The sequence below is a fragment of the Novilysobacter viscosus genome (assembly GCF_046600715.1).
GTDB lineage: Bacteria > Pseudomonadota > Gammaproteobacteria > Xanthomonadales > Xanthomonadaceae > Lysobacter_C > Lysobacter_C viscosus.
Genome location: NZ_JBJMAV010000004.1, coordinates 99932 through 123997, shown reverse-complemented (window position 1 = coordinate 123997; position 24066 = coordinate 99932). Strand labels below are relative to the sequence as shown.

Here is a 24066-nt window from a genome sequence, read left to right as displayed (position 1 = left end):
CCTGCTCAGCGCTTCAGGCTGACGAACGCGTCGCGGCCGGCATAACGTGCCGCGCTGCCCAGCTGTTGTTCGATGCGCAGGAGCTGGTTGTACTTGGCGACACGGTCGCTGCGCGACAGCGATCCGGTCTTGATCTGGGTGGCGGTGGTCGCCACCGCGATGTCGGCGATCGTCGTGTCCTCGGTCTCGCCCGAGCGGTGGGAAACTACGGCCGCGTAGCCGGCGGCATCGGCCATGGCAATGGCCTCCAGGGTTTCCGTCAACGTGCCGATCTGGTTGACCTTGATCAGGATGGCGTTGGCCACGGCGCGGTCGATGCCGTCCTTGAAGATGCGCGGGTTGGTCACGAACAGGTCATCGCCCACCAGCTGGACCTTGTCGCCGATCTTCTGCGTCAGCAGTTTCCAGCCGTCCCAGTCGCCCTCGTCCATGCCGTCTTCGATGGTGATGATCGGGTACTGCGCGGCCCAACCGGCGAGGAACTCGACCAGCTGCTCGGAGGTCAGGCGCTTGCCCTCCCCGGTCAGGTGGTACTTGCCGTTGTCGAAGAACTCGCTGGAGGCCACGTCCAGCCCGAGCAGGATGTCTTCGCCGGCCCGGTAGCCCGCCTTGCCGATCGCTTCCAGGATGGTTTCAAGGGCTTCCTCGTTGCTGCGCAGGTCCGGCGCGAAGCCGCCCTCGTCGCCCACGGAGGTGCCAAGTCCGCGGCCCTTGAGAACCGACTTGAGCGCATGGAAGACCTCGGTACCGGCACGCAGGGCCTCGGAGAAGCTGTCCATGCCGACCGGCAGCACCATGAACTCCTGCATGTCGACGTTGTTGTCGGCATGCGCGCCGCCGTTGATGATGTTCATCATCGGCACCGGCAGCGACACCTCGCGACCCCCTGCCAGGTGCTGCCACAACGGCTGCTTCTTCGATGCCGCCACCGCGTGGGCGTTGGCCATCGACACGCCCAGCAGCGCGTTCGCGCCCAGGCGGCCCTTGTTCTCGGTGCCGTCCAGGTCGATGAGGCGGCGGTCCAGCCCGGCCTGGTTAGCGCCGTCGAAGCCGGCAAGCGCCTTGGCGATCGCGCCGTTGACGTTCTCGACCGCCTGGCGCACACCCTTGCCCAGGTAGCGGGTCTTGTCGCCGTCGCGCAGCTCGACCGCTTCCTTGGTGCCGGTGGAGGCGCCGGACGGCACCATGGCGCGGCCGAAGCTGCCGTCGGCCAGCGTGACCTCGGCTTCGAGCGTGGGGTTACCGCGGCTGTCGAGGATCTCGCGGGCGTGGATCTTGGCGATGGTCGTCATAGGGCTCGGTCGTAATTGATTGGAAAAGCGATTCAGCCACCGGTGTCACGCATCAAAGCGGTCAGGGCACGCACATCCAGGGCGCGTGGTCCGTGCCTGTAGGCGTGCCTCCGGGGCAGAAGATCAGGCCTCGGCCTCGAGGAATCCGTTGCGCTTGGTGACCTCGTCGATGGCCATCAGCGTCTCCAGCAGGGCGCGCATCTTCGGCAGCGGCCAGGCGTTGGGGCCATCCGAGAGCGCCTTGTCGGGGTCGGGATGGGTCTCCATGAAGATGCCGCTGATGCCAACGGCCATGGCCGCCCGCGAGAGCACCGGCACGAACTCGCGTTGCCCGCCAGACTTGCCGCCGGCCCCGCCGGGCAGCTGCACCGAATGCGTCGCGTCGAACACCACCGGGCAGCCGGTGTCGCGCATCACCGCGAGGCTGCGCATGTCACTGACCAGGTTGTTGTAGCCGAAGCTGGCGCCGCGCTCGCACACCATGATGTCGCGGTTGCCGGTGGCCAGCGCCTTGTCGGCGACGTGCTTCATTTCCCACGGCGAAAGGAACTGGCCCTTCTTGACGTTGACCGGCTTGCCGGCGCTGGCCACCTTCTGGATGAAGTCGGTCTGCCGGCACAGGAAGGCCGGGGTCTGCAGCACGTCCACGACCGAGGCGACCTCGTCCATCAGGGTGTACTCGTGCACGTCGGTCAGTACCGGTACGCCCAGTTGGCGTTTGACCTCGCCCAGTATCTTCAGCCCCTCCTCCATGCCCGGGCCGCGGAAGCCCGACACCGAAGTGCGGTTGGCCTTGTCGAAACTGGACTTGAAGATGAAAGGGATGCCGAGCGCGGCGGTGATTTCCCTGAGCTGCCCGGCGGTGTCGAGCTGGAGCTGCATCGACTCGATTACGCAGGGGCCGGCAATGAGGAAGAACGGCTTGTCGAGGCCGATCTCGAATCCGCACAGGTTCATCGGGCTACTCCCCGCAGCGTTGTAGGAACGGCTTCAGCCGCGATCGGATGACGGACCGCGCGAGCCGGTGCCGGTTCCGGGCGGACGCGGCTCCCACCCGAAACGCACAGTGGTGCCCGTGTCACGCCTTGGCTTCCTTCAACAACCCACCCGCCTGGCCCTCGTTCGCCTTGTACTCGCGCGCGGCGCGGATGAAGCCGACGAACAGCGGGTGGCCTTCGCGCGGGGTCGAAAGGAACTCGGGATGCGCCTGGCAGGCCAGGAACCACGGGTGCACGTCGCGCGGCAGCTCGACCATCTCCACCAGCAGGTCGTCCATGGACTTGGCGCTGATCACCAGGCCCGCGTCCTCCAGCTGGCTGCGGTAGCGGTTGTTGAACTCATACCGGTGCCGGTGGCGCTCGCCGACCACGTCCTGGCCGTACAGCTCGCGCGCCAGCGTGCCGGGCTTGAGCCGCTGGTCCTGTAGCCCCAGGCGCATGGTGCCGCCCAGGTCGCCGTCCTCGCTGCGGCGCTCGACCTCACCGGCGGCGGTGCGCCACTCGGTGATCAGGCCGATGACCGGATGCGGGCAGGCCTTGTCGTTCTCGGTGCTGTTGGCACCGGCCAGCCCCGCCACGTGGCGCGCGTAATCCACCACCGCGGCCTGCATGCCGTAACAGATGCCGAAGTAGGGAATCGCCTGCTCGCGCGCGTGGCGGGCGGTCAACACCTTGCCCTCGAAGCCACGGTCGCCGAAGCCGCCGGGCACCAGGATGCCGTCGACGCCCTCGAGCGCCTTGGCGCCCTCGCGCTCGACGTCACTGGACTCGAGCCACTTGAGCTTCACCCGGGTGCGCTGGCGCAGGCCGCCGTGCTTGAGCGCCTCACCCACCGACTTGTAGGCGTCCTGGTGGTCGACGTACTTGCCGACCACGCCGATGGTGACTTCGTCCACCGGGTTCTCGCTGGCATCCAGCACCGCATCCCATTCGCCGAGGTCGGCCTCGCCAGCGGGCAGCCGCAGGCGCTCGATGATCAGCTCGTCCAGCCCCTGCGCATGGAAATTGCCGGGCATCCGGTAGATGTTGTCCAGGTCGACCGCCGACACCACCGCGCGCTCGGACACATTGGTGAACAGCGCGATCTTGCGGCGCTCGCTGTCGGGCAGCGGCTGCTCTGAACGGCACAGCAGGATGTCGGGCTGGATGCCGATCGAGCGCAGCTCCTTGACCGAGTGCTGGGTCGGCTTGGTCTTGAGCTCACCGGCCGCGGCGATCCACGGCACCAGGGTGAGGTGCATGAACAGCGCCTTGTCCGGGCCGCGCTCGGTGCGGATCTGGCGGATGGCTTCCAGGAACGGCAGCGACTCGATGTCGCCGACCGTGCCGCCGATCTCGACCAGGCCGACGTCGAAACCCTCGGTGGCCTCGGAGATGCAGCGCTTGATCTCGTCGGTGATGTGCGGGATCACCTGCACGGTGCCGCCAAGGTAGTCACCGCGGCGCTCCTTGCGGATCACGTTCTCGTAGATGCGGCCGGTGGTGACGGAGTTCTTCCGGCTGAGCCGGGTCCGTACGTAACGCTCGTAATGCCCCAGGTCCAGGTCGGTTTCGGCGCCGTCGTCGGTGACGTACACCTCGCCGTGCTGGAACGGGCTCATGGTGCCCGGGTCGACGTTGATGTAGGGGTCGAGCTTCATCATCGTCACGCGCAGGCCGCGCGCTTCGAGGACGGCCGCCAGCGATGCCGCGGCGATGCCCTTGCCAAGCGAAGAGACCACGCCGCCGGTGACGAAGACGAGCGGGGTGTTGGGACGGGGGGGGGTCATGGGGAAGCGCGCTTCCGGAAAGCGGTAGTTTACCGGCTGGCGGGGGCCGCGGCGAGCCCGGGGACCGCCGCGCGACGGTCCCCGCACGCGCCGGACACCGTCCCCGCAATGAAAACGGGCGCCCCGGAGACCGGAGCGCCCGCCAGTGCGGACCGCGAGGGGATTACAGCGCGCCGTCGCCCTCCTCTTCCTCTTCGAGCTCGCCCTCCGCGTCCCCGGAAGCCGCCTGGGCATCGAGCTCGGCGGTGGCCGCGGCGTCGGCCGAGGCATCGGCATCGGCGGCCGCATCGACGGCGCCGGTGGCAGCGGTGGCAGCGGTGGCGGCGGCAACGGCCTGCTCGGCCTGTACTTCGGCCTGGTCGGCCGCCTGGCCAGCCTCGGCGGCGACCTGTTCGGCGGCGGCAGCCTCGACCTCGACCTCGGCCGACACGTCCTGTGCGAACGCGGCGGGGGCGGCCAGAAGGGCGGCAGCGAAGGTCGGGAGCAGCAGCTTGCGGATGTTCATTCGGTGGATCCTCCGGATACTCAAGTGACACGTTCGGAACAGGGGTGGACAACCGGCGCGCGAAGGTTCAGGGGGATGCGCGCGGCTGCATCGTCAATGGCCGCTTTCCAGCGGCGCGCCGACCCTAGCCAGCCGCAACCGTCTACAAGCTGAACAAACGAAGCTTTAACGATCAAGCACTTAGGTCGCCGCGCACGGGGTAACCGGTTACACGCCGGCCCGTCAGGACGATTCCCTCTCCGCCCGCTGCCTTGACCGTCCCTGCCACCCGCCCCATCCTCGCCGGCCGCCTGCCTCGCTGCGCCTCCATCGAATGAACAACCGCTACAACGCCGCCGACATCGAGGTGCTTTCCGGGCTGGACCCGGTCAAGCGCCGGCCCGGCATGTATACCGACACCACCCGCCCCAACCACCTGGCACAGGAGGTGGTCGACAACGCGGTGGACGAGGCGCTGGCCGGGCACGCGAGCAGCATCGAGGTCACCCTCCACGCCGACGGCAGCTGCGAAGTCAGCGACGACGGCCGCGGCATGCCGGTGGACATCCACCCCGAGGAAGGCATCCCGGGCGTCGAGCTGATCCTCACGCGTCTGCATGCGGGCGGAAAGTTCAACAACCGGAACTACACCTTCTCCGGCGGGCTGCACGGGGTCGGCGTCAGCGTGGTGAATGCGCTGTCGACCCTGGTCGAGGTGCGCATCAAGCGTGACGGCAACGAGTACCGCATGAGCTTCCGCGACGGCGACCGCGCGACCCCGTTGGAAGTCGTCGGGTCGGTAGGGAAGAAGAACACCGGCACCCGCGTGCAGTTCTGGCCCGACCCGAAATACTTCGACACGCCCCGGTTCAACCTTCGCGCGCTCAAGCACCTGCTGCGTGCCAAGGCCGTGCTGTGCCCGGGCCTGACCGTCACCCTCACCGACGCCGCCAGCGGCGAGACGGTGAAGTGGCACTACGAGGACGGGCTGGCCGACTACCTGCGCGGCGAGCTCTACGGCGACGCCCCCAACCGTGAACTGCTGCCCCCGGAACTGTTCGTCGGCAACCTCGACAAGGACACCGAGACGGTCGACTGGGCGGTGGCATGGGCGCCGGATGGCGAGCTGGTGCAGGAGAGCTACGTCAACCTGATCCCGACCGCCCAGCACGGCACCCATGTCAACGGCCTGCGTACCGGCTTCACCGATGCGCTGCGTGAGTTCTGCGACTTCCGCAGCCTGCTGCCGCGCGGGGTGAAACTGGCGCCCGAGGATGTCTGGGACCGGGTCGCGTTCGTGCTCAGCATCAAGATGACCGACCCGCAGTTCTCGGGCCAGACCAAGGAGCGCCTGAGCTCGCGACAGGCCGCCGGTTTCGTCGAGGGCGCGGCGCACGACGCCTTCAGCCTGTGGCTCAACCAGCACGTTGAGCTGGGCGGGAAGATCGCGCAGCTGGCGATCGAGCGCGCATCGGCGCGCCTGAAGACCGAGAAGCAGATCACCCGCAAGAAGGTGACCCAGGGCCCCGCCCTGCCCGGCAAGCTGGCCGACTGCACCAGCCAGGACCTCTCGCGCACCGAGCTGTTCCTGGTGGAAGGTGACTCGGCCGGCGGCAGCGCCAAGCAGGCGCGCGACAAGGACTTCCAGGCGATCCTCCCGCTGCGCGGCAAGATCCTCAACACCTGGGAGGTGGCCTCCGGCAGCGTGCTGGCCTCGCAGGAAGTCCACGACCTGGCGGTGGCGATCGGCTGCGACCCGGGCAAGGACGACATCTCCGGCCTGCGCTACGGCAAGGTGATCATCCTGGCCGACGCCGACAGTGACGGCCTGCACATCGCCACCCTGCTGACGGCATTGTTCCTGCGCCACTTCCCGGCGCTGGTCGATGCCGGGCACGTCTTCGTGGCCATGCCGCCACTGTTCCGGATCGACGTGGGCAAGCAGGTGATGTACGCGCTCGACGAGGAGGAGAAACGGATCGTGCTTGAGAAAATCGAGCGCGAGAAGGCACAGAAGAAGAAGGGCGCCGCTTCAGGTAAAGGCGGGGGCGCGGTCAACGTCACCCGCTTCAAGGGCCTGGGCGAAATGAACCCCTCCCAGCTCCGCGAGTCGACCGTCCACCCCGATACCCGGCGGCTGGTCCAGCTGACCGTGGACGACCAGGACCAGACTCGCTCGCTGATGGACATGCTGCTGGCCAAGAAGCGCGCCTCCGACCGCAAGGCATGGCTGGAGAACAAGGGCGACCTGGCGACGCTGGAGGTCTGATGGCACTGCCCGACCGCCACCTGGACCTGGGCTGCGGCGATGCGCCGCGCAATCCCTACTCGCGCAAGGAGCTGTGCGGCATCGACATCCGCCGCCCCCCCACGGCGCAGGGTTTCGAACTGCGCCTGGCCAACCTGGTCACCGGACCGATCCCGTTCGAGGACGACAGCTTCGGCTCGGTGTCTGCGTACGACTTCATCGAACACGTGCCGCGGATTTTTCCGGACGCCACGGGCGGCGGGACGATCTTCCCGTTCGTACGGCTGATGCAGGAAATCTGGCGCGTGCTTGCACCCGGCGGCCGGCTCTATGCCCTGACCCCCGCGTATCCGCACCCGGAGGCGTTCGTCGACCCGACCCACGTCAATTTCATCACCGACCGCAGCCACGAGTACTTCTGCGGCGATGCGCCCAAGGGACGCATGTACGGCTTCGAAGGGCGCTTCGACGTGGTGCGCGTGGCCTGGGTCGAGCGCGCCGAGGCCTACAGCGCGCGCCCGGGGGCGGCGGAGAACCACGGATCGCTCAAGCGGTTCTCCCGGCGGCTTCGACGCTGGTCGCGCTGGTTGCGCGGCAAGCGTTCCCATGCATCGCCCGGCTACCTGTTGTGGGAGCTGGAAGCGCGCAAGCCGTAGCCGTGCGCCGGCGTCCTCCGGGCCTGCAGGCGGCTTCAGCCGCAACCCCAGCTCCGCCCGCGCTGTAGGAGCGGCGTCAGTCGCGGCCCTTTTCCGGCCTGGACCGGTGCAATCGCGACGTGCGTCGCCCCGGCAACGCACGGGTCCCAATGCGCTGGGGTCTCCCGCACGTCCCCGCCCCTTCCGCGGGGCGTGATGCGTGCAGCCGGCCCCGCTCTACCGACGCATCGCCGCCGTGAGCAGGTCGCGCAGGACGGCGCGCAGGTGCGCCGCTTTCGACTCGTCGAACTCGAACGAATCCTCGTCCATGTAGGTGCGTTGGCTGATCTCCAGCTGCACGGCGTCGATGCCGCGCCCGGGCTGGCCGTAGTGCCGGGTGATGTGGCCGCCCTTGAAGCGGCCGTTGGCGACCCAGTCGTAGCGGTCCTGGGAGGCGAGCACGGTCTCCAGCCGTTGTTGCAGGGCCGGCGTGCAACTGGTGCCGGCCGCGGTGCCCAGGTTGAGGTCCGGCAATCGCCCTTCGAACAGGAACGGCAGCCCGCTGCCGCGGATCGAGTGGCCTTCCCACAGCACGACGCGGCCGTGCAGCCCCTGCAGCCGGTCGAGTTCGCCACGCAGCGCCTCGTGGTACGGCCGCCAGTAGGTTTCGATGCGCCGGCCGACCTCATCGGTGGTTGGCCCCTGCCCTTCCAGGTACAGCGCCTCGCCGGTGAAGCGCACCGTCGGGCACAGCCCGGTGGTGTTCTGGCCCGGGTACAGCGAGGTGTCGTCCTGCGGCCGGTTGAGGTCGACCACGTAGCGCGAGTACCGGGGCACCAGCACCGATGCCCCCAGCGCGCGGGCGAAGTCGTACAACCGTGACACGTGCCAGTCCGTGTCCGGCGCCCGGCGCGCCCCTTGCGTCATGCGTGCTGCCAGCTCGTCGGGGATGGCGCTGCCATCGTGCGGCAGGCTCACGAGCAGCGGCGCCGTACCGCGGTGCAGGGTGAAGGTGTCCATGGGTCGATTGTCGCGCAGGTGCCGTGCTTGCAGGAGCGGACGCGATCAACGCATCAGCACGACTTCCTCGGCGCTGGTGGGGTGGATCGCGACGGTGTCGTGGAAGTCTTCGAGGGTGACGCCCCGCTTCATTGCCACCGCGAACCCCTGCAGGATCTCGTCGGCGGAATCGCCCAGCAGGTGCAGGCCGACTACCCGCCGTTCGCTGCCGACGCAGACCAGCTTGAACAGGCTGCGCTGCTCGGAATCGGCCAACGCCTCGAGCATGGGGCGGAACCCGCTCCGGCAGACGTGCACCTCCGCGTGGACCTGGCGGGCCTCGGCCTCGGTCAGGCCGACCTTACCCAGCGGCGGGTGGGTGAACACCACGGTCGGCACCTGCGAGAGGTCCAGCGTTGCCGTGGCGCCTGCGTACAGCCGGTCCATCAACCGCCGCGCGGCGGCAATCGCCACCGGCGTCAGGGCCGGGTCGGGGGTCACGTCGCCAACCGCGTAAACGCCGGGGGCGGTCGTGGCATGGCCGGCATCGATGCGGATGCGGCCGCGCGCATCCAGTTCGACGCCAGCCGCGTCCAGCCCGAGGCCGGCCGTGTTGGGCCTGCGCCCGGTCGCGAACAGGACGCTGTCGAACGCGCCGCGGTCGGCCCCGCCGGCACGCACCCGCAGCGGGCCGCCTGCCGCTTCGACCGCTTCAACCCCGCAGTCAAACTGGATGCGCACGCCGGCATGGCGGTAGTCCTCGGCCAGGCGCTCGCACAGCTCCGGATCGAACGACTCCAGCAGCCGCGGGCCACGGACGAACATCGACACCCGGCTGCCCAGCGCCTGCAGCACGCCGGCCAGCTCGACGGCCACGTACCCGCCGCCGACGATGGCGACTTCCGGCGGGGGCGCGGTCCAATGGAAGAAGTCGTCGGACGTGTCGCCCAGTTCCGCGCCCGGTAGCGGGGGCTTGAACGCATGCCCGCCGGTGGCCAGCAGAAGCCGGGACGCGGTCAGGCGCACGCCGTCGTCGCACTCCACGCTGTCGGGCCCGGTCAGGCGGGCGCGCACGGGCAGCACGGCGATTCCCGCCGCGTCCAGGCGCCGCCGGTAGCTCTCATGGATGTTGTTGATGTAGCGCTGCCGGTGGGTGATGAATTCGGGCCAGTCCAGCGCGCAGGTCTCGGTGGCGAACCCCAGGTCGCCGGCGAGGCGCAACCGGCGCGCCACCTCGGCCGCCAGCCACATCGCCTTCTTGGGCACGCAGCCGGCATTGACGCAGGTGCCACCCAGTTGCGCCGGCTCCAGCAGCGCGACGCGGGCGCCATGTTCGGCGGCACGGAACGCGCCGGCCAAGCCGCCCGAACCCCCGCCCACCACGATCAGGTCAAAATTGTCCGCCATGTCTGTCCTCCCTGGATGCACGTGGCACCGCGTCATGAATCCCGCAGTCTGGACCGCGCTGCGTCAACGCGCGGCCGTCTGCTCAGGCCAGCCGCTCCACGCGGTACGGCGCGGGGTCGATTCCGGGCGCAGTGCCCGAGACCAGGTCGGCGAGCAGTTGCCCGGTGCCGGCGCTCATCCCCATGCCCATCATGCCGTGCCCGGTCGCAAGCCACAGGCCCCGGCGTCCCGGTACCGCGCCGATGATGGGGATGTCGTCGCAGCTCATCGGCCGCCAGCCGCACCAGCGTTCGCGCACCTGCGCGCCGACCGGCTCGTGCAGGTATTCGGCCGCGCCACGCTCGAGGGCGGCCAGCCGGCGCGCATTGAGTTTGGCGTCGAAGCCGGAGAACTCCATCGTGCTGCCCAGCCTGAAGCCGTCCGGCCACGCGGTGACGCACACCGCGCGTTCGCGCAGCACCATCGGGCGCCGCGGGACCCGCGCCGGGCGCGAGTAGGTGATCGAGTAGCCCTTGCCCGGCTGCATCGCCTGCAACAGCGCCGGCACGCCGATGGCGGTCGCCAGTCGCGGCGACCAGGCACCGGCTGCCACCACCGCGTCGCGTGCCAGCAACTCGCCGGCACCGGTGTCCAGCCGCAGGCCGGCGGCGCAGGCATCGACCCGGTGCAGCGGACGGTCCTCGTCGATGCGCCCGCCGCGGGCACGCACCACCCGCGCCAGCTCGGCGACATAGCGGTCGGGCCGCAGCATCGCGTCGCCCGAAAACCGGATCGCGCCGGCCACGCCGGGCTTCATTGCCGGCTCCAGCGACTCGTAGGCGGCGCCGTCGACCACCTCCACCGCGATCCCCAGTTCGCGCAGCAGGCCGAGTTCCCGCTGGCCGTGTTCGAACGCCCGGCCATCGCGGAACACGTAGTCCTCGCCGGACTCGACGAAGCCGCAGTCCATTCCGTGCCGCCCGATCCAGTCGCCCAGGCGCACGCGCGAGTCCTGCAGCAACGCCGCCTTGGCCAGCGCCGAGGCGCGCCAGTCACCGGCATTGCAGCGGCCGGCGAACCGCCACAGCCACCGCCACAGCATCGGGTCCAGGCGCGGCGGGACGTACAGCGGGGCATCGGGGGTCAGCATCCAGCGCAGTGCCCGCAGCACGACCCCCGGCGCGGCCAGCGGCGGCGCATGGCTGGGGGTGATGGTGCCGCAGTTGCCGTGCGAACTGCCGCCGCCCACGCGCCCGGCGTCGACCACCCGCACGCCGCGCCCGGCCTCCAGCAGCGCCAGCGCGCACGACAGCCCGATCACGCCTGCACCGACCACCACCACGTCTTCGCGTTGCTCCATGCGTGAAGTCTACGGCCCTGCGCCCACCCGTCCCGGCGTGGAGGCCGCGACGCTGCGTGTCGCGGGGCGTCAGTGCGCCGGCGCCACCGCGCGCATCGCCGGCAATTGCCCGTAGGTGAGCGCGCGCCACACCCACTCGGCCGGGCCGTAACGGAAACGCGACAGCCATGCCCGGCTGGCCACCACCTGCAGCGCGAACAGCGCCAGCACGAACGGCACCTGCCAGGCACGCGACAACTGCTCGAAATAGCCGAGCCCGTAGCCGTAGAAGAGCAGGGTGCACACGACCGATTGGGTCAGGTAGTTGGTCAGCGCCATCCGCCCCGCGGGCGCCAGCCACCCCAGCGAGCCGGCCCATCGCGGCGACTGCAGCCCGCGTACCAGCCATGCCGCATACCCCAGGCACATCAGCAGGCTGCCGACCATGGACAGCGCGATCGCGCCACCCGCGGCCATGTCCATGCGTGCGTAGTCCATGGTCGGCATCAGCCAGAACGAGGCCAGCGCCATGGCCAGCCCGGCCGGCAGCGCCACCCAGCGCATCCACGCATACAGGCGCGGGAACCCGTCCGGACGCGCGATCGCGCCGCTGCGCACGAACCATGCCCCGAGCAGGAACAGGCCCAGGATCTGCCAGCCCATCGCCGTGCCGACGTGGCCCAGGAACAGCATGAGGTCCTCGGCGCGCTGCGCGACCGCCTCGGCGTAGCTGCCGGAGCCATACGCCTGCCGCTGTCCCTGCAGCGCTTCGTCCATGATCCGCCCCTGTTCGGCGAGCGAGGCGTTCATCGCCGCGGCCGCCTGCGGATCCCCCTGCGCCACGGTCGAGAGCAGGCCGAAGGCGAGCATCAAGGCAACGGGCACCAGGTAAAGCGCGATGCCCCACTTGGGCAGCCGCGACTGCGGCGTGTTGCGGAACAGCAACAGCACCAGCGCGATCAGCGCGTACACCGTCAGGATGTCGCCCGACCACACCAGCAGCGCGTGCACCAGGCCGAACCCCAGCAACGCCAGCGTGCGCCGGAGGTAGAACGGGACGAAGGCGCGGTCCGCGGCGTGGGCGCGGGCGATCATCACCGCGAAGCCCATCCCGAACAGCAGCGAGAACAGGGTGTAGAACTTGCCCTGCACGAAGATGTAGATCAGCGAATCGGCGGCGCGGTCGGCGCCGCGCAGCGAGGGGTCCAGGCCGGTGATGGCCGCGAACAGCGGGCCGACGAAGGCCTCGATGTTCATCAGCAGGATGCCGAGCAGGGCGAACCCGCGCAGCACGTCCATGGCCTCGATCCGCTCGCCCGCCGCAACGGGCGTGAGCACGGTGGTGGTGGTCATCGTTCCGGGCCTCCCCGCCAGGAAAGGCCCGATGATGCACGCCGCGACGCCCCGCGTGAAGCGCGGCGCCGCCCGCCCCACCGCCGGCGTCAGTGCTGGTGGCCGCCCTCGCCGTGCACGTGCTTGTGCTCGATTTCCTCGGCGCTGGCCTCTCGCACCTCGACGATCTCCACCTTGAAGTGCAGGTCCTTGCCCGCCATCGGGTGGTTGAGGTCGACGTCGACCACGCTCATGCCCACCTTCTCGATGGTCACCGCACGCGGGCCGAAGTTGGTCGGCAGCACCGCCTGCATGCCGGGCTGCAGCTTGGCGCCCTTGAAGTGCTTCTTGGGGACGCGCTGGACCATGCCGTCGCGGCGCTCGCCGTAGGCCTCGGCCGCGGCGACATCGACCTCGAAGGTCTCGCCGGCTTCGCGGCCGTCCATCGCCGACTCCAGCCCCGGGATGATGTTGCCGTGGCCCACCAGGATCGCCAGCGGCTCACCGTCGTTGGATGACTCCAGCGGCGCCTGGCCCTGTTCGGAGACGGTGTAGTGGAAACGTACGACGCGGTCTTTCTCGATCTTCATCGGCACACCCGGTGGTCGGCCTTCGCGGCCGGCGTGTAAGGAAGCTCCCGGCGCCCAGGGCGCATGCCGCGCGCGGCGAGGGGGCGTGAGGCTTGTCGCGACGACGGCCAGCCGCCAAGCTGTCGGCCGTGGACAAGACCGAACATTATCCGGGCAAGGCCCCCGCCACGCCACCGGCGTTGGCCGCGCATCGTCCGCGACCGGCCCTGGACACGTCCGGCCTGCGACCGCTGGCAACGGCCCTGGCCGTGCTGGTGCTGCTGGGCGGTTGTGGCGGCAAGCGCGACACGCTGCGCCCGGCCCCCGCCGCGGCAACGCGCGATTGGCCTGCGGTCACCCCGGCCGACCCCGCCTCGGCGAACGCCGTGCTGATGCGGGCGATCAGCCTGGTCGGCACGCCCTACCGCTACGGCGGCAACACCCCCGACGGCGGCTTCGACTGCAGCGGGCTGGTCAATTACGTCTTCAGTGACATGCTGGACGTCCGCCTTCCCCGCACCTCGCGCGCACTGGCCGACTACCAGGGGCCCAAAGTCCCGCCACGCCAGCTGGCCACGGCGGACCTGGTGTTCTTCGGCAGCGGTGGCAGCGTTACCCACGTGGGCATCTACGTCGGCGAGGGGCGCTTCGTGCATGCCCCGAGTTCCGGTGGAACCGTCCGGCTGGACCACCTGGACGGCCACTACTGGCGGGACAACTACAGCGGCGCCAAACGCATCCTGCGCTGAAAATAGGCCAAACCGTGACGCGCATCGGGCCTGGTTAACAAGAAGTTAACGGAATCTACACCTTCGGCTGCCCTTTCAAGGGCATGATCGCCGCGTGATGAAACCGTGAGTAATGCGTGACGACTTTAACGACCCGCCGATCCTTCGGCCCCGGCCGCACTGCCGCCACCGCCCCGACCCGTCCGGGCCGGACCTTCCGCCGCTCCATCCTGCCCGTGCTGCTGTGCCTGTTCGCACTGCCCGTGGCGGCGCAGGAACTGCCCTCCACCGGTGGCATGTCCGCCGACGCCGGCAACGCCGCGGGCCTCGGCCGCAGCGTGATGGCCGACTCGATGACCCTGTCGGATCGCGCTCTGGTCCTGGCTACCGACCTCAACCGCATGGTCGGCCCCAGGGCCGCAACCGGCTCCGGTGACGGCAAGATCAAGAACCTGCTGCAGAGCGCCATGGCGCTGATCGGCACCCCCTACCGCTGGGGCGGCACCTCGCCCGACAGCGGTTTCGACTGCAGCGGCCTGGTCGGCTACGTGTTCCGCAACACGCTGGGCATCGAGTTGCCGCGCGTCTCGCGCGAAATGGCCAAGCGCGGGCGCCTGATCGATGACCGCAGCGCGCTCGCCGAGGGCGACCTGGTGTTCTTCGGCAAGCGCGGCACCGTCGACCATGTCGGCATCTACGTCGGTGGCGGCCAGTTCGTGCACGCCCCCCGGACCGGCAAGGACGTCATGGTGTCGCGCATGGACACCGGCTACTGGAGCGGCAAGTTCATGTCCGCGCGCCGGGTCGAGGGCATCTGATCCCCGGCCACCGGCTGTAAGCAAGAGGCACCCCGCGGGGTGCCTTTTTCGTTGCAGGGCGCGGCGATGCCTCAGGCACCTGCCTCGCGATAACGCTTGATGGTCTGCTCGATGCCCTTGCTCAGCTCCATGACCTTGGTGGCGTAGGTCGCCAGGCGCCGGTCCTCTTCGGTCTGTGGTGTCCACGCCGGGACCGCGGTGGGCGAGCCCTCCACCCCGTCCAGCGCCACGAAGACGATCACGCAGTGCGTGCACAGCCGCTCGTGGGTGGACTCGCTGCCCTCGAGGCCGGGATCGCGCGCGGTCACGTCGACCGAGAAGTGCATGCTGCTGGTGCCGGTATAGACCAGCTTGGTGCGGACCGTGACCAGGTCGCTGGTGCGGATGGGCGCTACGAAGCGGATGCCGCCGACCGCCACGGTCACGCTGTAGCGCCCACTCCAGCCGACCGCCGCGGCATAACCGGCCTGGTCGATCCACTTCATCACCACGCCGCCGTGGACCTTGCCACCGTAGTTGACGTCGGTGGGCTCGGCAAGGAAGCGAAGCACGAGCTCGCGCTGCTCACCGCTCATGCGGCGGGCTCTGGGTGCATGGACAGGCGGGACGGGTTGGCGGGCATGCTGGCTCCAGCGGGGGTTCAGGCGGGCATTGTGGGTGGGCGGGCGTGGTTGCAGGGTCAACTGGCAACGGCGATCCTGCGCCTTCGACACCACCGGGGGCGCGGCATGCGGCAGGGAATGAGGTCCACCGTCGGCGTGCTGGCCGGCGTCGTCATCGCCTGGCTGGCCATCGTGCTCTCGCAGATGCTCAGCGCGGCGCTGCATCCACCGCCGCCGGGCACCGACCTGGCCGACCCGGCGGCACTGGCCGCTTTCATCAATGCCGCACCGCCGGTGGCGATGGCCTGCGTGCTCGCCGGTTATGCCGTGGCGGCCCTGTCGGGCGGCTGGGTCGCGGCGCGCATCGCACGGGCGCATCCAAGCACCGCGGCGATGGTCGTCGGGGCGATGGTCCTGCTGGGCGTGATCCTCAACTACGCGATGATCCCGCACCCCGCGTGGATGCTCGTCGGCGGCCTGCTGCTGCCGCTGCCGATGGCCTGGCTGGGCGCGCGACTGGCCACCCGCCGCCAGGCACCGGCGGCCTGAAGCACTGCCACCGCACGCCGCGCGGCTGGGCAGGCCGCGCTGCAGATGGCACCCTTGTTGCCCGCGCGCACCGGATGCGCGAGACCCCTGCGACCCTCACGATGCCCGACGCCCGCCGCCTACCGTTGCATGCGCTGCTTGCGCTGCTGCTTCCCCTCCCGCTGGGCGCGCAGCCCGTGCTCCCGCAAACCCGGGCGTACGAGGTGCCCGACAGCTGGCGCCGTCCGGTCCAGCCGTTCCAGATCGCCGAGCGCACCTGGTATATCGGCACCGAGGGGCTGTCGGCCCTGGTGGTGCGGACCCGCGCCGGCGCGGTGGTGATCGATGGCGGAATGCCGCAGGCCGCGCCGATGCTGCTGGCCAATTTGCAAGCGCTGGGCATCGCCCCGGCCGACGTCACGCTGATCCTGCACAGCCACGCCCACGCCGACCACGCCGGCCCGCTGGCGGCGCTGCGGCGTGCGACGGGCGCCACCTTGGTCAGCAACGCCGAGTCCGCCGCCCTGCTCGCCCGCGGCGGCAGCGACGACATCCACTATGGCGACGCAATCCTGTTCCCCCCGGTCCTGGCCGACCGGCTGGTGCAGGACGGGGAAACGGTCGAACTGGGGGGCGTCTCCTTCACCGCGCATTTCACCCCCGCGCACACGCCGGGCTCGCTCAGCTGGACATGGACGGACAGCCGCGATGGCACGCCGGTCTCGATCGCCTACGTCGACAGCCTCAGCGCGCCGGACTACCGGCTGGTCGACAACCCGCGCCATCCGCGGATCGTGGAGGACTACCGCCGCGGATTCGCACGGGTGCGCGCCCTGCCCTGCGACGTCCTGATCGCGCCCCACCCCGGCGGCGTTGGCTGGACGCCGGCCGATGCGGCGAACCCGAACCCCGACCCGATGACCTGCGCAGCCTATGCCGACAAGGCCGAAGCGGCGTTCGACACCGCCCTGGAAACGCAGCGGCGGGCGCGCGACTGATGCCTTACACCCCGATCGTCGCGACCCTGGGATTCGTGCTGTCGCCCGATCGCAGGCAGGTGCTGATGGTCCACCGCAACGCGCGCCCGGACGACCACCAGCTGGGCAAGTACAACGGCCTGGGCGGCAAGATCGAACCCGACGAGGACGTGCTCGCCGGCATGCGCCGCGAGATCCTTGAAGAGGCCGGCATCGACTGTGATGCGCTGGTGCTGCGCGGCACCGTCAGCTGGCCGGGCTTCGGCAAGCACGGCGAGGACTGGCTGGGTTTCATCTTCGTGGTGACGCACTATTCCGGCACGCCGTTCGAGCGCAACCCCGAGGGCACGCTGGAATGGGTGCCGCTCGACCGGCTCGACAGCCTCCCCATGTGGGAGGGCGACCGCCACTTCCTGCCGATGGTGTTCGACGACGACCCGCGCCCGTTCCACGGCGTGATGCCCTACCGCGACGGGCGCATGGTGAGCTGGCGGTACTCGCGCGCCTAGGACTCGTGCGTCAGGAGTAATGGGCAGCTCTGCGCTCAAGGCCTCCTACCGGCCGTGGGCAAAGAAGAAACCAGTTCTTGGTACAGCGCGTGCGCGCATCCCGCAACGGCGAAAGAACGAGTCAGCCGGATGGGGCTTGACCGGCGGCAAGCGTTGCCCAGGAGGTCATTAGCGCCCATGACGCGCCGTCGCATCCAGGTCTCCGTCGGGCCGACCATCCCGCGCGCTCCCGGAGCCAACGCCATGAGCCCAAATGCGAGTTCGCCAACAGCAACGCGGCAAGTCCTTCATCCCGGCGCTGGGCTCGAATTGCCGAATTATGTGACAGCAAGATCCACAGCTTCCTAACCGTACGCGCCAACGCCAAGGGCGTGGAGGTCAAGCGGATAGTCAGCCCAACTGCTCCAGCACGATAGAGCTGAGCGGAGCGGCACCCGCGAAATGCGGAACGCCGAGCTAAGCAAAAAAACTCCGCCCGCAAGGGCGGGACTTCGCTATTCGCGGGCGATGGGTATAGCTGCGATCAACCCATCCTGCGGGCCCTGCACATCCCAAATCATCCCAGCCCATTATCAGTTTCAATACCTGTGAGTCGCGACGTTAAAAGTTCAGCCGCCGCTTTAAAAATAAAGCACCACGCGGCTATAAGGGAAGCTCCTGATCGTCGAATAAAATCAAAGTCAAATAAGCTTTCAGTCGCAGCCAATATTGCAATGACTGACAGAAACGCACATAAAGTAGTGGCCAATACTGCAGCCTTGGCTGAAATTATCCAAGCTCGCCGACGCGCAAACAAATGTCGCGCAAAGGAATCAGCCAAGAGCAGCACAAATAGCGCCGTTAGCGGCAAGCCACGGGCTTCTTCGGAGCCCGCGGCTTGAGTTGCCACTGCAACAAATATCCAGCAGCACCCAAGGAAGGCGGCCACATACAGAAAAGAAAACATTTGACGCCTTCTCATTGCTTACCACCGCACGCCTCTTTGCAAGCGGCCAAGTCAAGCCTCAACTGTGCAAGAGCACCTATCGGACCCAGAGCTTTCGAAACAATCCGAGTTGTCGCCGCCCCTGAAGTGGCGGCATTGAGCCGGTTGATCCTCCCGCGTCTGAGGCTATCTGAAATTCCAGACTCGCCCACTCGCGCTCGTTGATTCTCAATATAGTTGTCGTAACGCGCAACACCCAACTGCCCCACAAGGTGCCCAATGACTGAAATGCCAGTTCCTGTGTTGTGCTGACCGAACTCTACGTCCATCTTCCCGTCATCTATCACTAATCCAACGCCTGCCATATCTGCTGCGAACGATATGGCCGCGCCTGGAAGGGTGGCATTTATGCCCGCATTCAAATATGCCGTGGCTTCACAGTCAGTCATCAGTCCTAACGAATCCGTGTAATTAACCGGATTCCCTCGGACATAGGCATAGGTGTTCAACCCCCCCGCCAACCCGATCGGATCCGACTGCAGGTACCGCCCGATGCTTGCATCGTAGTCCCGGAACCCGTTCTGCCAATTGCCGGTCTCCGCATCGAAGTATTGGCCCGGGAAGCCCAGGTTGAGTCCGCCGATCTGGTCCAGCGTCACCTTCCGGTCGAAGGCGTAGTTGCTGGCCCGTCACACCGCCGCCTTGCTGGCGTTGGTCACCAGTTCCGGTCGGCCCAGTTGGTCCCCGTGCACGTAGTACAGCTGCCCGCCGCGGACCAGACCCACCAGCTCCCCGCCCAGCCGCAGGTAGTGCTTCCAGCCGCTGCCGCTCCAGTTGTACTCCACGTCCAGCAACCCGCTGGGTCCGTACACGAAGCCGGTCGCCGTACCCGGTGCTGCCGGAGTCTTGTAGGTGCGCTGGCCCAGGGCGTTGACCCAGTAGCTGGTCGTCACCCCGCCCTTGACCGCCTGCACCAGCCGGTTGTGGGCGTCGTAGGTGTAGCTGGCGCCGGCGCCAGCGGTCACGTTGCCGTTGGCGCTGAGGGTGAAGCTCTTGGGCCGCGGACCGCTGAGAGAGAGCAACCGGTTGCTGGTCGCGGAGGTGTTGTAGGTGTCTGTCGCCCCGCCCCAGGTGTGGCTGGTGCGGTTGCCGGTTTTGTCCCAGGCAAAGGCCTGGTTGGCGTTGCTGGCTGTCACACCCGTAAGCCGACTCGCGGCGTCGTAGCTGAAGCCCTGGGTGAGCGCGCTGCTGGCGCCATTGGTCAGCTTCGTCACCGCGTTGTTGGCGTTGTAGGTGAAGCCCAGGTTCTGGACGGAAGTGCTGCCATTCTTGCTGAGAATGCCGGTCAGCCGACCGTCCATGTCCCGGGGCATCAGGCGGGTCATTCCGTTGCCGTACGTCCAGTTGGCGGCTGGCCCGAAGGGCTGGTACTGGATGCCCGTCAGCACGTTTCGCGTGCTGCCGTTGATGGTCACGGTCATCGCCTTGACGCGGCCGTAGGAATAGCCATACCCGACGCTGACGCCGCCCGGATAATTGATCCCCGTCATTCGCCCCATGCCGTCATAGGCATAGGCCTGGCCAAAGGCAATGCCGCTGGAGCCGATGCGCTGCGTTTGTGCCAGCAGCAGACCTTCCGGGGAGTAGCTGTAATCAAGCTGCCCTTTTGGGTCCCACACGCCGCACAGGCGCCCCATTCCATTGGTGCACGAGTCGTAAGTGAACCGGTGCTCCTGCCCGCCGGCCAGCCTGGACACCAGGCGGTCCCGACTGTCGTAGGCATAGGTGGTGGCGGTACCGTCATTCCGGGTTTGCCGTGTCAACCGGCCTCCGGCGTCGTACTCGAACCGCGTAGTACCCGTGTCCTGGCTGTACTGGGCCCAGAGCTGTCCAAAACCGTCGTATACGTAGCTGGTGACTACGCCGCGCGCGTCCTTGACGCGAGTAAGACGATCACCCATGTCGTAACTGAACTCGGAGACGGCATTGAGCGGACCAACGGACTTGACCAGCCGGCCCAGTGCGTCGTGGCTGAAGCTCGTAACCCGACTGAGGGAATCGGTGACGGCTGTGACGTTTCCGTTGTGGTCGTAAACATAACGAACGTTCTGTCCGTTGTTGCCTACGCGCGCGCGCACTTGGCCGAGTTCGTCGTACAGCGTACTGTCCGAGCGTTTTTGTACCGGGCCAGTCACTTGCTCGGGGTAATAGTCGGGCTCGTTGCAATCGCTGGGCGGCGCACCGACCGGCTGCAGACAGCGAAAGCGCAATACGGTGTAGGTCTCGACCGCATAGTCGGTGACAAGTGTCGGGTCGCCCTTCAGTGAGTAGCCGAAACGGCGCTGCTCCTGTGTGCCGCCGCCCGCGAGGAGGCCGTTGGAGTCAATGGAAACGCTGTAGAGCAGGTCGCGATCGTTGGCGAAATAAGCGAGGTCCGTCGCCACCCCGTCCGGTGTGGTGACTTTGACCAGTCGGCCATCCCCGTCGTAGGCGTAGTTCGTGTCCTGGGCGGCCCCGCCGAGGTAGGTGCGAACCCGGGTCAGGCGCCCCCGGGCATCCCGGGTGTAATCGATCCGGGCGCCGTTGGCATTGGTAACCCGGCCCGGTCGCCCAAGTGCGTTGTGGAGGCTGTAAGTCAGGTCCGTTCCGTCCCCGCTCCAGACGGACGAGAGATTTCCCATTGCGTCATAGCGGACTACCGAGTTGTCGCCGGTGCCCGGAAGCGGACCGTCCACGCTGACGCTGGCCAGCATGCCGACCGACCCCATATTGCCGCTGATAGGGGCGTGGTAGTTGTAGCTCAGCCACGTCGAGCGGGTCTGGTTCGGTACTCCATGGGCGGAGAGATTGGTCAGCCGGATGCGGCTGAGTCGATTGAGGGCGTCATAGTCGAACGTCTTGCGCCAGAGTCCAACGACGGTTTCCGTCATGACACGATTGCTACTGTCCCAGGTGAACTGGGTGGTGCGCGGCGACGGCGTGCCATACGCCTCGACCCGCTCCAGCAACTGCCCCTTGGCGTTGTACGTGTACAAGGTATCGTTGCCATTGAAGTCCGACTTCAGGCGCGGATACCCGTAGGAGTCGTAAACCGTCTCCGCATAGGTGGACCCGGGGCAGTACGTGCTGGGGTGGCCCGTGACGGTGCGTGGTTTCCCGCCCTGGAATGTGTACGTGGTCTTCTTGCCGAGGGGATTGGTTTCAACGACGGTGAGAAGGCCGTTCGAGCCGGGCGTGTAGCTGAAGGAGTACTTGCTGACCCCATTGTGCTCGGTGCTGGTGGCGTAGCCCCTGCTGTCGTAGGTGAACTTCGAATAGCGGGCACCGTTCACCGACTTGCCGGTCAGTGCGCCGGGGCGGGTGGAAATTTCGTAGTGGTAGGTGATCGTCGTTGCCGGCGAGCCGGGCATGGACATCGATGCCAAGCGGTGCAGTCCAGCGCCGAACTGGTTGGCGTGGTAGGCATAGCCGTAGTAGTTGCCGGCGGGATCACGCACCGAAGTCAGGCGTCCGCTGCTCCAGACGAACTCGATATATCGACCCGAGGTGTGGGTAACGCGCGTTGGATACGTTCCGCTGTAAGAGAACGCCCAGCCGACACCCTGCGCATTGCTCACGTCCGTGACGTAGCCTGCCGGCGAGTACCGCTCGGTCCCGTTGGTCTCGGAGTGGAGAAGGAAGCTGCCATCGGCCTGCTTCACGATGCGGGCAATCGGGCTGGCCTTGGCTTCATAAAACACGCCATCGGTCGCGTTCCTGACGAACTTGATTGTCCGGCCATCCGGGCGCCAAGCGTAGATCACGGTATTTGCAGCGATGCCGCAGCTGCCACCCCCCGGCCGCGGATAGCAACTATCGATGGCTGTCGTGCCGAACGTAATCCTGTAGTCGAAGTTGCTGACCCAGTGCTTGCCGAAGAGCCCAGCGCCCTGCCAGTAGTGGTTGTAGACACGCTGCAGGCTGAGGCCCATTTCGCCAGCGCTGGCGAAATCCAGTTCGGGCTCAATCTTGTTGCCGGTCGCAGGGATGATCGGATTTCCCCTGCAACTGCGGTTGGGATCCGGATCAACGTCGTCGACCAGCACTGAACTCGTCGGGACGGTGTCATCCTTGTCATTAGGACGAACACCACGAACAATGACCGGATCCAGTGTCGTTGCGCCACCGCCCCCCGAAAAACTGAGGGATACCGAGCTTCCGCCCAGTCCTGCACCGTCGGCGTGCACCGGGACGCGTTCCAGGTCATGGATCTCCTCTGCTCGCGATTGACCGGCCGGCGCAATGGCAGCCGCAAGGAAAATTCCAGTTACAAGTGGCCAGCTGAGCGCGGCCCCGCGTACGCTCCATCCATTACGGGTGTTGCGATCCATCCTTGGCTCCCTAATAGGCCACGTGTGCGTGGCAGCCGTCGTCCCTAGCGTTTCGGCGCAATTTTTCCGGATGCTCCATCGCACATCCGGGGCTGTCAAGACCTTTTACGGGTTAGGGCTACACCTTCATGAAACGGAGGCGCCGGAATTAATCCCCCATACCCCGCCCCCCTGGGACGGGGTGCCCGGGGAGGCCTAGCCGGCGCGTTCGGGCGATCCACCCTCGTCCGGCGCCAATCCGACATTGCTGGAGGCGGCGTTGTAGGTCGCCTCGTCCAGCAGGCCCGTTTCGCGCGCGACCAGCACCGGCACCAGCATCTGGCCGGTGACGTTGGTCATGGTGCGCATCATGTCGAGCACGCGGTCGATGGCGACCAGGTAGCCGATGCCTTCCAACGGCAGCCCCGCCGCGCTCAGCACCAGCGTGACCATGACGATGGCGGTGCCGGGCACGCCCGCGGTGCCGAAGCTGCCGAGCACCGAGGCCAGCAGGATGATCAGGTACTGCGTCGGCTCCAGCTGCAGGCCGAAGTACTGGGCGACGAAGATCGAGGTCAGCGCCGGGAAGATTGCTCCGCAGCCGTCCATCTTGATGCTGGCCCCCAGCGGCACCGCGAACGCCGCGTAGTCCCTGTCCACGCCCAGGTTGTGGGTGACCGCACGCATCGCCACCGGCAGGGAGGCGAAGCTGGAGGAGCTGACGAAGGCCACCTGCATGCCGGGCGCGGCGCCGCGGAAGAATTTGAGCGGGTTGAGCCCGTGTGCGGCCAGCAGCCCGCCGTAGACCACGACGATGTGCAACGCGCACGCCAGGTACAGCGCGAAGACGAACGTGCCCAGCGGCAACAGGCGCTCGAACCCGTAGCTGCCCACCAGCGCGGCGATCAGGCCGAACGTGCCCAGGGGGGTGAACTCGAGCACGAAGCGGGTGACCTGGATCATCACCTCGCTGGCCTCGCCGGCCAGCCTGCGCAGCCCGGCGGTCTTCTCGCCCAGCTTGACCAGCGCGAAACCGACCAGCCCGGCGAAGACGATGACCTGCAGGATCTTTCCGTCCGCCAGCGCCTTGAACGGGTTGCCCGGCACGATGTCCAGCAGCACCTGCACCGGCGACGGGATTTCGCGCACCGTGTAGTCCGGTGCCATCGCCAGCCCGCCCAGCCCGAGGCCCGGCTGCAGCCACCAGCCCACGCCCAGCCCCACCGCCACGGCCAGCGCGGCGGTGGCGGCGAACCACAGGAAGGTGCGTCCGCCGAGGGCGGCCACCGACTTCTGCCCGTGCAGCGAGGCCACCGCGTTGATCACCGCGAACAACACCAGCGGCACCGCGATCATCTTGATCAGGGTGACGTACACCGTGCCCAGCGGCCCGAACCAGGTCTCTGCGGCCGGCCCCATCAACCAGCCCGCCAGCGCGCCCAGCACGAAACCGGCCAGCACACGCTGCCAGAAGGGAATGCGGAACCATGCCGAAACCAGGGTCATTGCCTGTGCCTCTCCCGACCGATGCGCCCGGGCGGATGTTGGGTGACCGCGCACAGTAGCGAACCGCGGCGCG

The 24066-nt window shown here is 67.8% G+C and carries 21 protein-coding genes; 7 read left to right on the top strand and 14 right to left on the bottom strand.

The annotated features are described in order from the left end of the window. Positions 1 to 5 precede the first annotated feature (5 nt). From eno to ACJQWL_RS08090, 4 genes are all read right to left on the bottom strand, one after another. Entirely contained in the window at positions 6 to 1292 is a 1287-nt protein-coding gene (gene eno, locus ACJQWL_RS08105; protein ID WP_330968126.1) for a phosphopyruvate hydratase, read from the bottom strand. Between the two features lie 123 nt (positions 1293 to 1415). Further along, the gene (gene kdsA, locus ACJQWL_RS08100) at positions 1416 to 2249 is read right to left on the bottom strand and encodes a 3-deoxy-8-phosphooctulonate synthase (protein WP_330968125.1); all 834 of its coding nucleotides are present in this window, start codon (positions 2247 to 2249) and stop codon (positions 1416 to 1418) included. A gap of 121 nt (positions 2250 to 2370) precedes the next feature. Next, positions 2371 to 4059 (bottom strand): CTP synthase, encoded by a 1689-nt coding sequence (gene pyrG / locus ACJQWL_RS08095; protein WP_330968142.1) that lies wholly within the window; start codon positions 4057 to 4059, stop codon positions 2371 to 2373. A gap of 163 nt (positions 4060 to 4222) precedes the next feature. Then, a complete protein-coding gene (locus tag ACJQWL_RS08090; protein ID WP_330968124.1) occupies positions 4223 to 4564 on the bottom strand; it encodes a hypothetical protein in 342 nt (113 codons plus the stop codon). A 313-nt stretch (positions 4565 to 4877) separates the two neighbouring features. On the opposite strand from ACJQWL_RS08090, the gene parE reads away from it, so the two are divergent. Beyond that, complete coding sequence (parE, locus tag ACJQWL_RS08085; protein ID WP_330968123.1) at positions 4878 to 6812, top strand: DNA topoisomerase IV subunit B; 1935 nt, start codon at positions 4878 to 4880, stop codon at positions 6810 to 6812. Further along, entirely contained in the window at positions 6812 to 7447 is a 636-nt protein-coding gene (locus ACJQWL_RS08080) for a methyltransferase domain-containing protein (protein WP_330968122.1), read from the top strand. The genes parE and ACJQWL_RS08080 overlap by 1 nt, the downstream gene beginning before the upstream one ends. A gap of 216 nt (positions 7448 to 7663) precedes the next feature. On the opposite strand, the gene hutG is transcribed toward ACJQWL_RS08080, so the two are convergent. The 5 genes from hutG to ACJQWL_RS08055 form a co-directional block, all read right to left on the bottom strand. Further along, positions 7664 to 8446 (bottom strand): N-formylglutamate deformylase, encoded by a 783-nt coding sequence (gene hutG / locus ACJQWL_RS08075; RefSeq protein WP_330968121.1) that lies wholly within the window; start codon positions 8444 to 8446, stop codon positions 7664 to 7666. A 45-nt stretch (positions 8447 to 8491) separates the two neighbouring features. Continuing rightward, entirely contained in the window at positions 8492 to 9832 is a 1341-nt protein-coding gene (gene gorA / locus ACJQWL_RS08070) for a glutathione-disulfide reductase (RefSeq protein WP_330968120.1), read from the bottom strand. Positions 9833 to 9914: 82 nt separating this feature from the next. Further along, entirely contained in the window at positions 9915 to 11171 is a 1257-nt protein-coding gene (locus ACJQWL_RS08065) for an NAD(P)/FAD-dependent oxidoreductase (protein ID WP_330968119.1), read from the bottom strand. A gap of 69 nt (positions 11172 to 11240) precedes the next feature. Beyond that, the gene (locus ACJQWL_RS08060; RefSeq protein WP_330968118.1) at positions 11241 to 12503 is read right to left on the bottom strand and encodes a DUF418 domain-containing protein; all 1263 of its coding nucleotides are present in this window, start codon (positions 12501 to 12503) and stop codon (positions 11241 to 11243) included. 89 nt (positions 12504 to 12592) lie between these two features. Then, a complete protein-coding gene (locus ACJQWL_RS08055; RefSeq protein WP_330968117.1) occupies positions 12593 to 13072 on the bottom strand; it encodes an FKBP-type peptidyl-prolyl cis-trans isomerase in 480 nt (159 codons plus the stop codon). Between the two features lie 119 nt (positions 13073 to 13191). On the opposite strand from ACJQWL_RS08055, the gene ACJQWL_RS08050 reads away from it, so the two are divergent. Together ACJQWL_RS08050 and ACJQWL_RS08045 are read left to right on the top strand one after the other, a co-directional pair. After that, entirely contained in the window at positions 13192 to 13800 is a 609-nt protein-coding gene (locus ACJQWL_RS08050) for a C40 family peptidase (RefSeq protein WP_411300847.1), read from the top strand. A gap of 116 nt (positions 13801 to 13916) precedes the next feature. Further along, positions 13917 to 14597 (top strand): C40 family peptidase, encoded by a 681-nt coding sequence (locus ACJQWL_RS08045; RefSeq protein WP_411300821.1) that lies wholly within the window; start codon positions 13917 to 13919, stop codon positions 14595 to 14597. Between the two features lie 71 nt (positions 14598 to 14668). On the opposite strand, the gene ACJQWL_RS08040 is transcribed toward ACJQWL_RS08045, so the two are convergent. Next, on the bottom strand, positions 14669 to 15172 hold the full coding sequence (locus tag ACJQWL_RS08040) for an acyl-CoA thioesterase (protein ID WP_330968116.1): 504 nt from the start codon (positions 15170 to 15172) through the stop codon (positions 14669 to 14671). A 165-nt stretch (positions 15173 to 15337) separates the two neighbouring features. Between ACJQWL_RS08040 and ACJQWL_RS08035 the strand changes: the two genes are divergently transcribed. From ACJQWL_RS08035 to ACJQWL_RS08025, 3 genes are all read left to right on the top strand, one after another. Continuing rightward, positions 15338 to 15748 (top strand): hypothetical protein, encoded by a 411-nt coding sequence (locus tag ACJQWL_RS08035; RefSeq protein WP_330968115.1) that lies wholly within the window; start codon positions 15338 to 15340, stop codon positions 15746 to 15748. A gap of 101 nt (positions 15749 to 15849) precedes the next feature. Continuing rightward, positions 15850 to 16725 carry a subclass B3 metallo-beta-lactamase gene (bla, locus tag ACJQWL_RS08030; protein WP_330968114.1) on the top strand — a complete coding sequence of 292 codons (876 nt, stop codon included), beginning with the start codon at positions 15850 to 15852 and terminating at the stop codon, positions 16723 to 16725. Further along, a complete protein-coding gene (locus ACJQWL_RS08025) occupies positions 16725 to 17213 on the top strand; it encodes an NUDIX hydrolase (RefSeq protein ID WP_330968113.1) in 489 nt (162 codons plus the stop codon). Before bla ends, ACJQWL_RS08025 begins: the two co-directional genes overlap by 1 nt. 556 nt (positions 17214 to 17769) lie before the next feature. Here ACJQWL_RS08025 and ACJQWL_RS08020 read toward each other — a convergent pair. From ACJQWL_RS08020 to ACJQWL_RS08005, 4 genes are all read right to left on the bottom strand, one after another. Next, on the bottom strand, positions 17770 to 18159 hold the full coding sequence (locus tag ACJQWL_RS08020; RefSeq protein ID WP_330968112.1) for a hypothetical protein: 390 nt from the start codon (positions 18157 to 18159) through the stop codon (positions 17770 to 17772). An 11-nt stretch (positions 18160 to 18170) separates the two neighbouring features. Further along, the gene (locus ACJQWL_RS08015; RefSeq protein ID WP_330968111.1) at positions 18171 to 18797 is read right to left on the bottom strand and encodes an RHS repeat-associated core domain-containing protein; all 627 of its coding nucleotides are present in this window, start codon (positions 18795 to 18797) and stop codon (positions 18171 to 18173) included. A gap of 30 nt (positions 18798 to 18827) precedes the next feature. Further along, a complete protein-coding gene (locus ACJQWL_RS08010; protein WP_330968110.1) occupies positions 18828 to 22508 on the bottom strand; it encodes a DUF6531 domain-containing protein in 3681 nt (1226 codons plus the stop codon). A 195-nt stretch (positions 22509 to 22703) separates the two neighbouring features. Beyond that, the gene (locus tag ACJQWL_RS08005; protein ID WP_330968109.1) at positions 22704 to 23993 is read right to left on the bottom strand and encodes a dicarboxylate/amino acid:cation symporter; all 1290 of its coding nucleotides are present in this window, start codon (positions 23991 to 23993) and stop codon (positions 22704 to 22706) included. Positions 23994 to 24066 lie beyond the last annotated feature (73 nt).

Bases quoted from the DNA above. Each gene is read 5' to 3' on its own strand.
- ACJQWL_RS08040 (WP_330968116.1), bottom strand. From the start codon at position 15,172: ATGAGCGGTGAGCAGCGCGAGCTCGTGCTTCGCTTCCTTGCCGAGCCC.
- ACJQWL_RS08060 (WP_330968118.1), bottom strand. From the start codon at position 12,503: ATGACCACCACCACCGTGCTCACGCCCGTTGCGGCGGGCGAGCGGATC.
- parE (WP_330968123.1), top strand. From the start codon at position 4,878: ATGAACAACCGCTACAACGCCGCCGACATCGAGGTGCTTTCCGGGCTG.
- kdsA (WP_330968125.1), bottom strand. From the start codon at position 2,249: ATGAACCTGTGCGGATTCGAGATCGGCCTCGACAAGCCGTTCTTCCTC.
- pyrG (WP_330968142.1), bottom strand. From the start codon at position 4,059: ATGACCCCCCCCCGTCCCAACACCCCGCTCGTCTTCGTCACCGGCGGC.
- ACJQWL_RS08010 (WP_330968110.1), bottom strand. From the start codon at position 22,508: ATGGATCGCAACACCCGTAATGGATGGAGCGTACGCGGGGCCGCGCTC.
- ACJQWL_RS08025 (WP_330968113.1), top strand. From the start codon at position 16,725: ATGCCTTACACCCCGATCGTCGCGACCCTGGGATTCGTGCTGTCGCCC.
- gorA (WP_330968120.1), bottom strand. From the start codon at position 9,832: ATGGCGGACAATTTTGACCTGATCGTGGTGGGCGGGGGTTCGGGCGGC.
- ACJQWL_RS08090 (WP_330968124.1), bottom strand. From the start codon at position 4,564: ATGAACATCCGCAAGCTGCTGCTCCCGACCTTCGCTGCCGCCCTTCTG.
- hutG (WP_330968121.1), bottom strand. From the start codon at position 8,446: ATGGACACCTTCACCCTGCACCGCGGTACGGCGCCGCTGCTCGTGAGC.
- ACJQWL_RS08035 (WP_330968115.1), top strand. From the start codon at position 15,338: ATGAGGTCCACCGTCGGCGTGCTGGCCGGCGTCGTCATCGCCTGGCTG.
- bla (WP_330968114.1), top strand. From the start codon at position 15,850: ATGCCCGACGCCCGCCGCCTACCGTTGCATGCGCTGCTTGCGCTGCTG.
- ACJQWL_RS08005 (WP_330968109.1), bottom strand. From the start codon at position 23,993: ATGACCCTGGTTTCGGCATGGTTCCGCATTCCCTTCTGGCAGCGTGTG.
- ACJQWL_RS08065 (WP_330968119.1), bottom strand. From the start codon at position 11,171: ATGGAGCAACGCGAAGACGTGGTGGTGGTCGGTGCAGGCGTGATCGGG.
- ACJQWL_RS08020 (WP_330968112.1), bottom strand. From the start codon at position 18,159: ATGTTTTCTTTTCTGTATGTGGCCGCCTTCCTTGGGTGCTGCTGGATA.
- eno (WP_330968126.1), bottom strand. From the start codon at position 1,292: ATGACGACCATCGCCAAGATCCACGCCCGCGAGATCCTCGACAGCCGC.
- ACJQWL_RS08080 (WP_330968122.1), top strand. From the start codon at position 6,812: ATGGCACTGCCCGACCGCCACCTGGACCTGGGCTGCGGCGATGCGCCG.
- ACJQWL_RS08055 (WP_330968117.1), bottom strand. From the start codon at position 13,072: ATGAAGATCGAGAAAGACCGCGTCGTACGTTTCCACTACACCGTCTCC.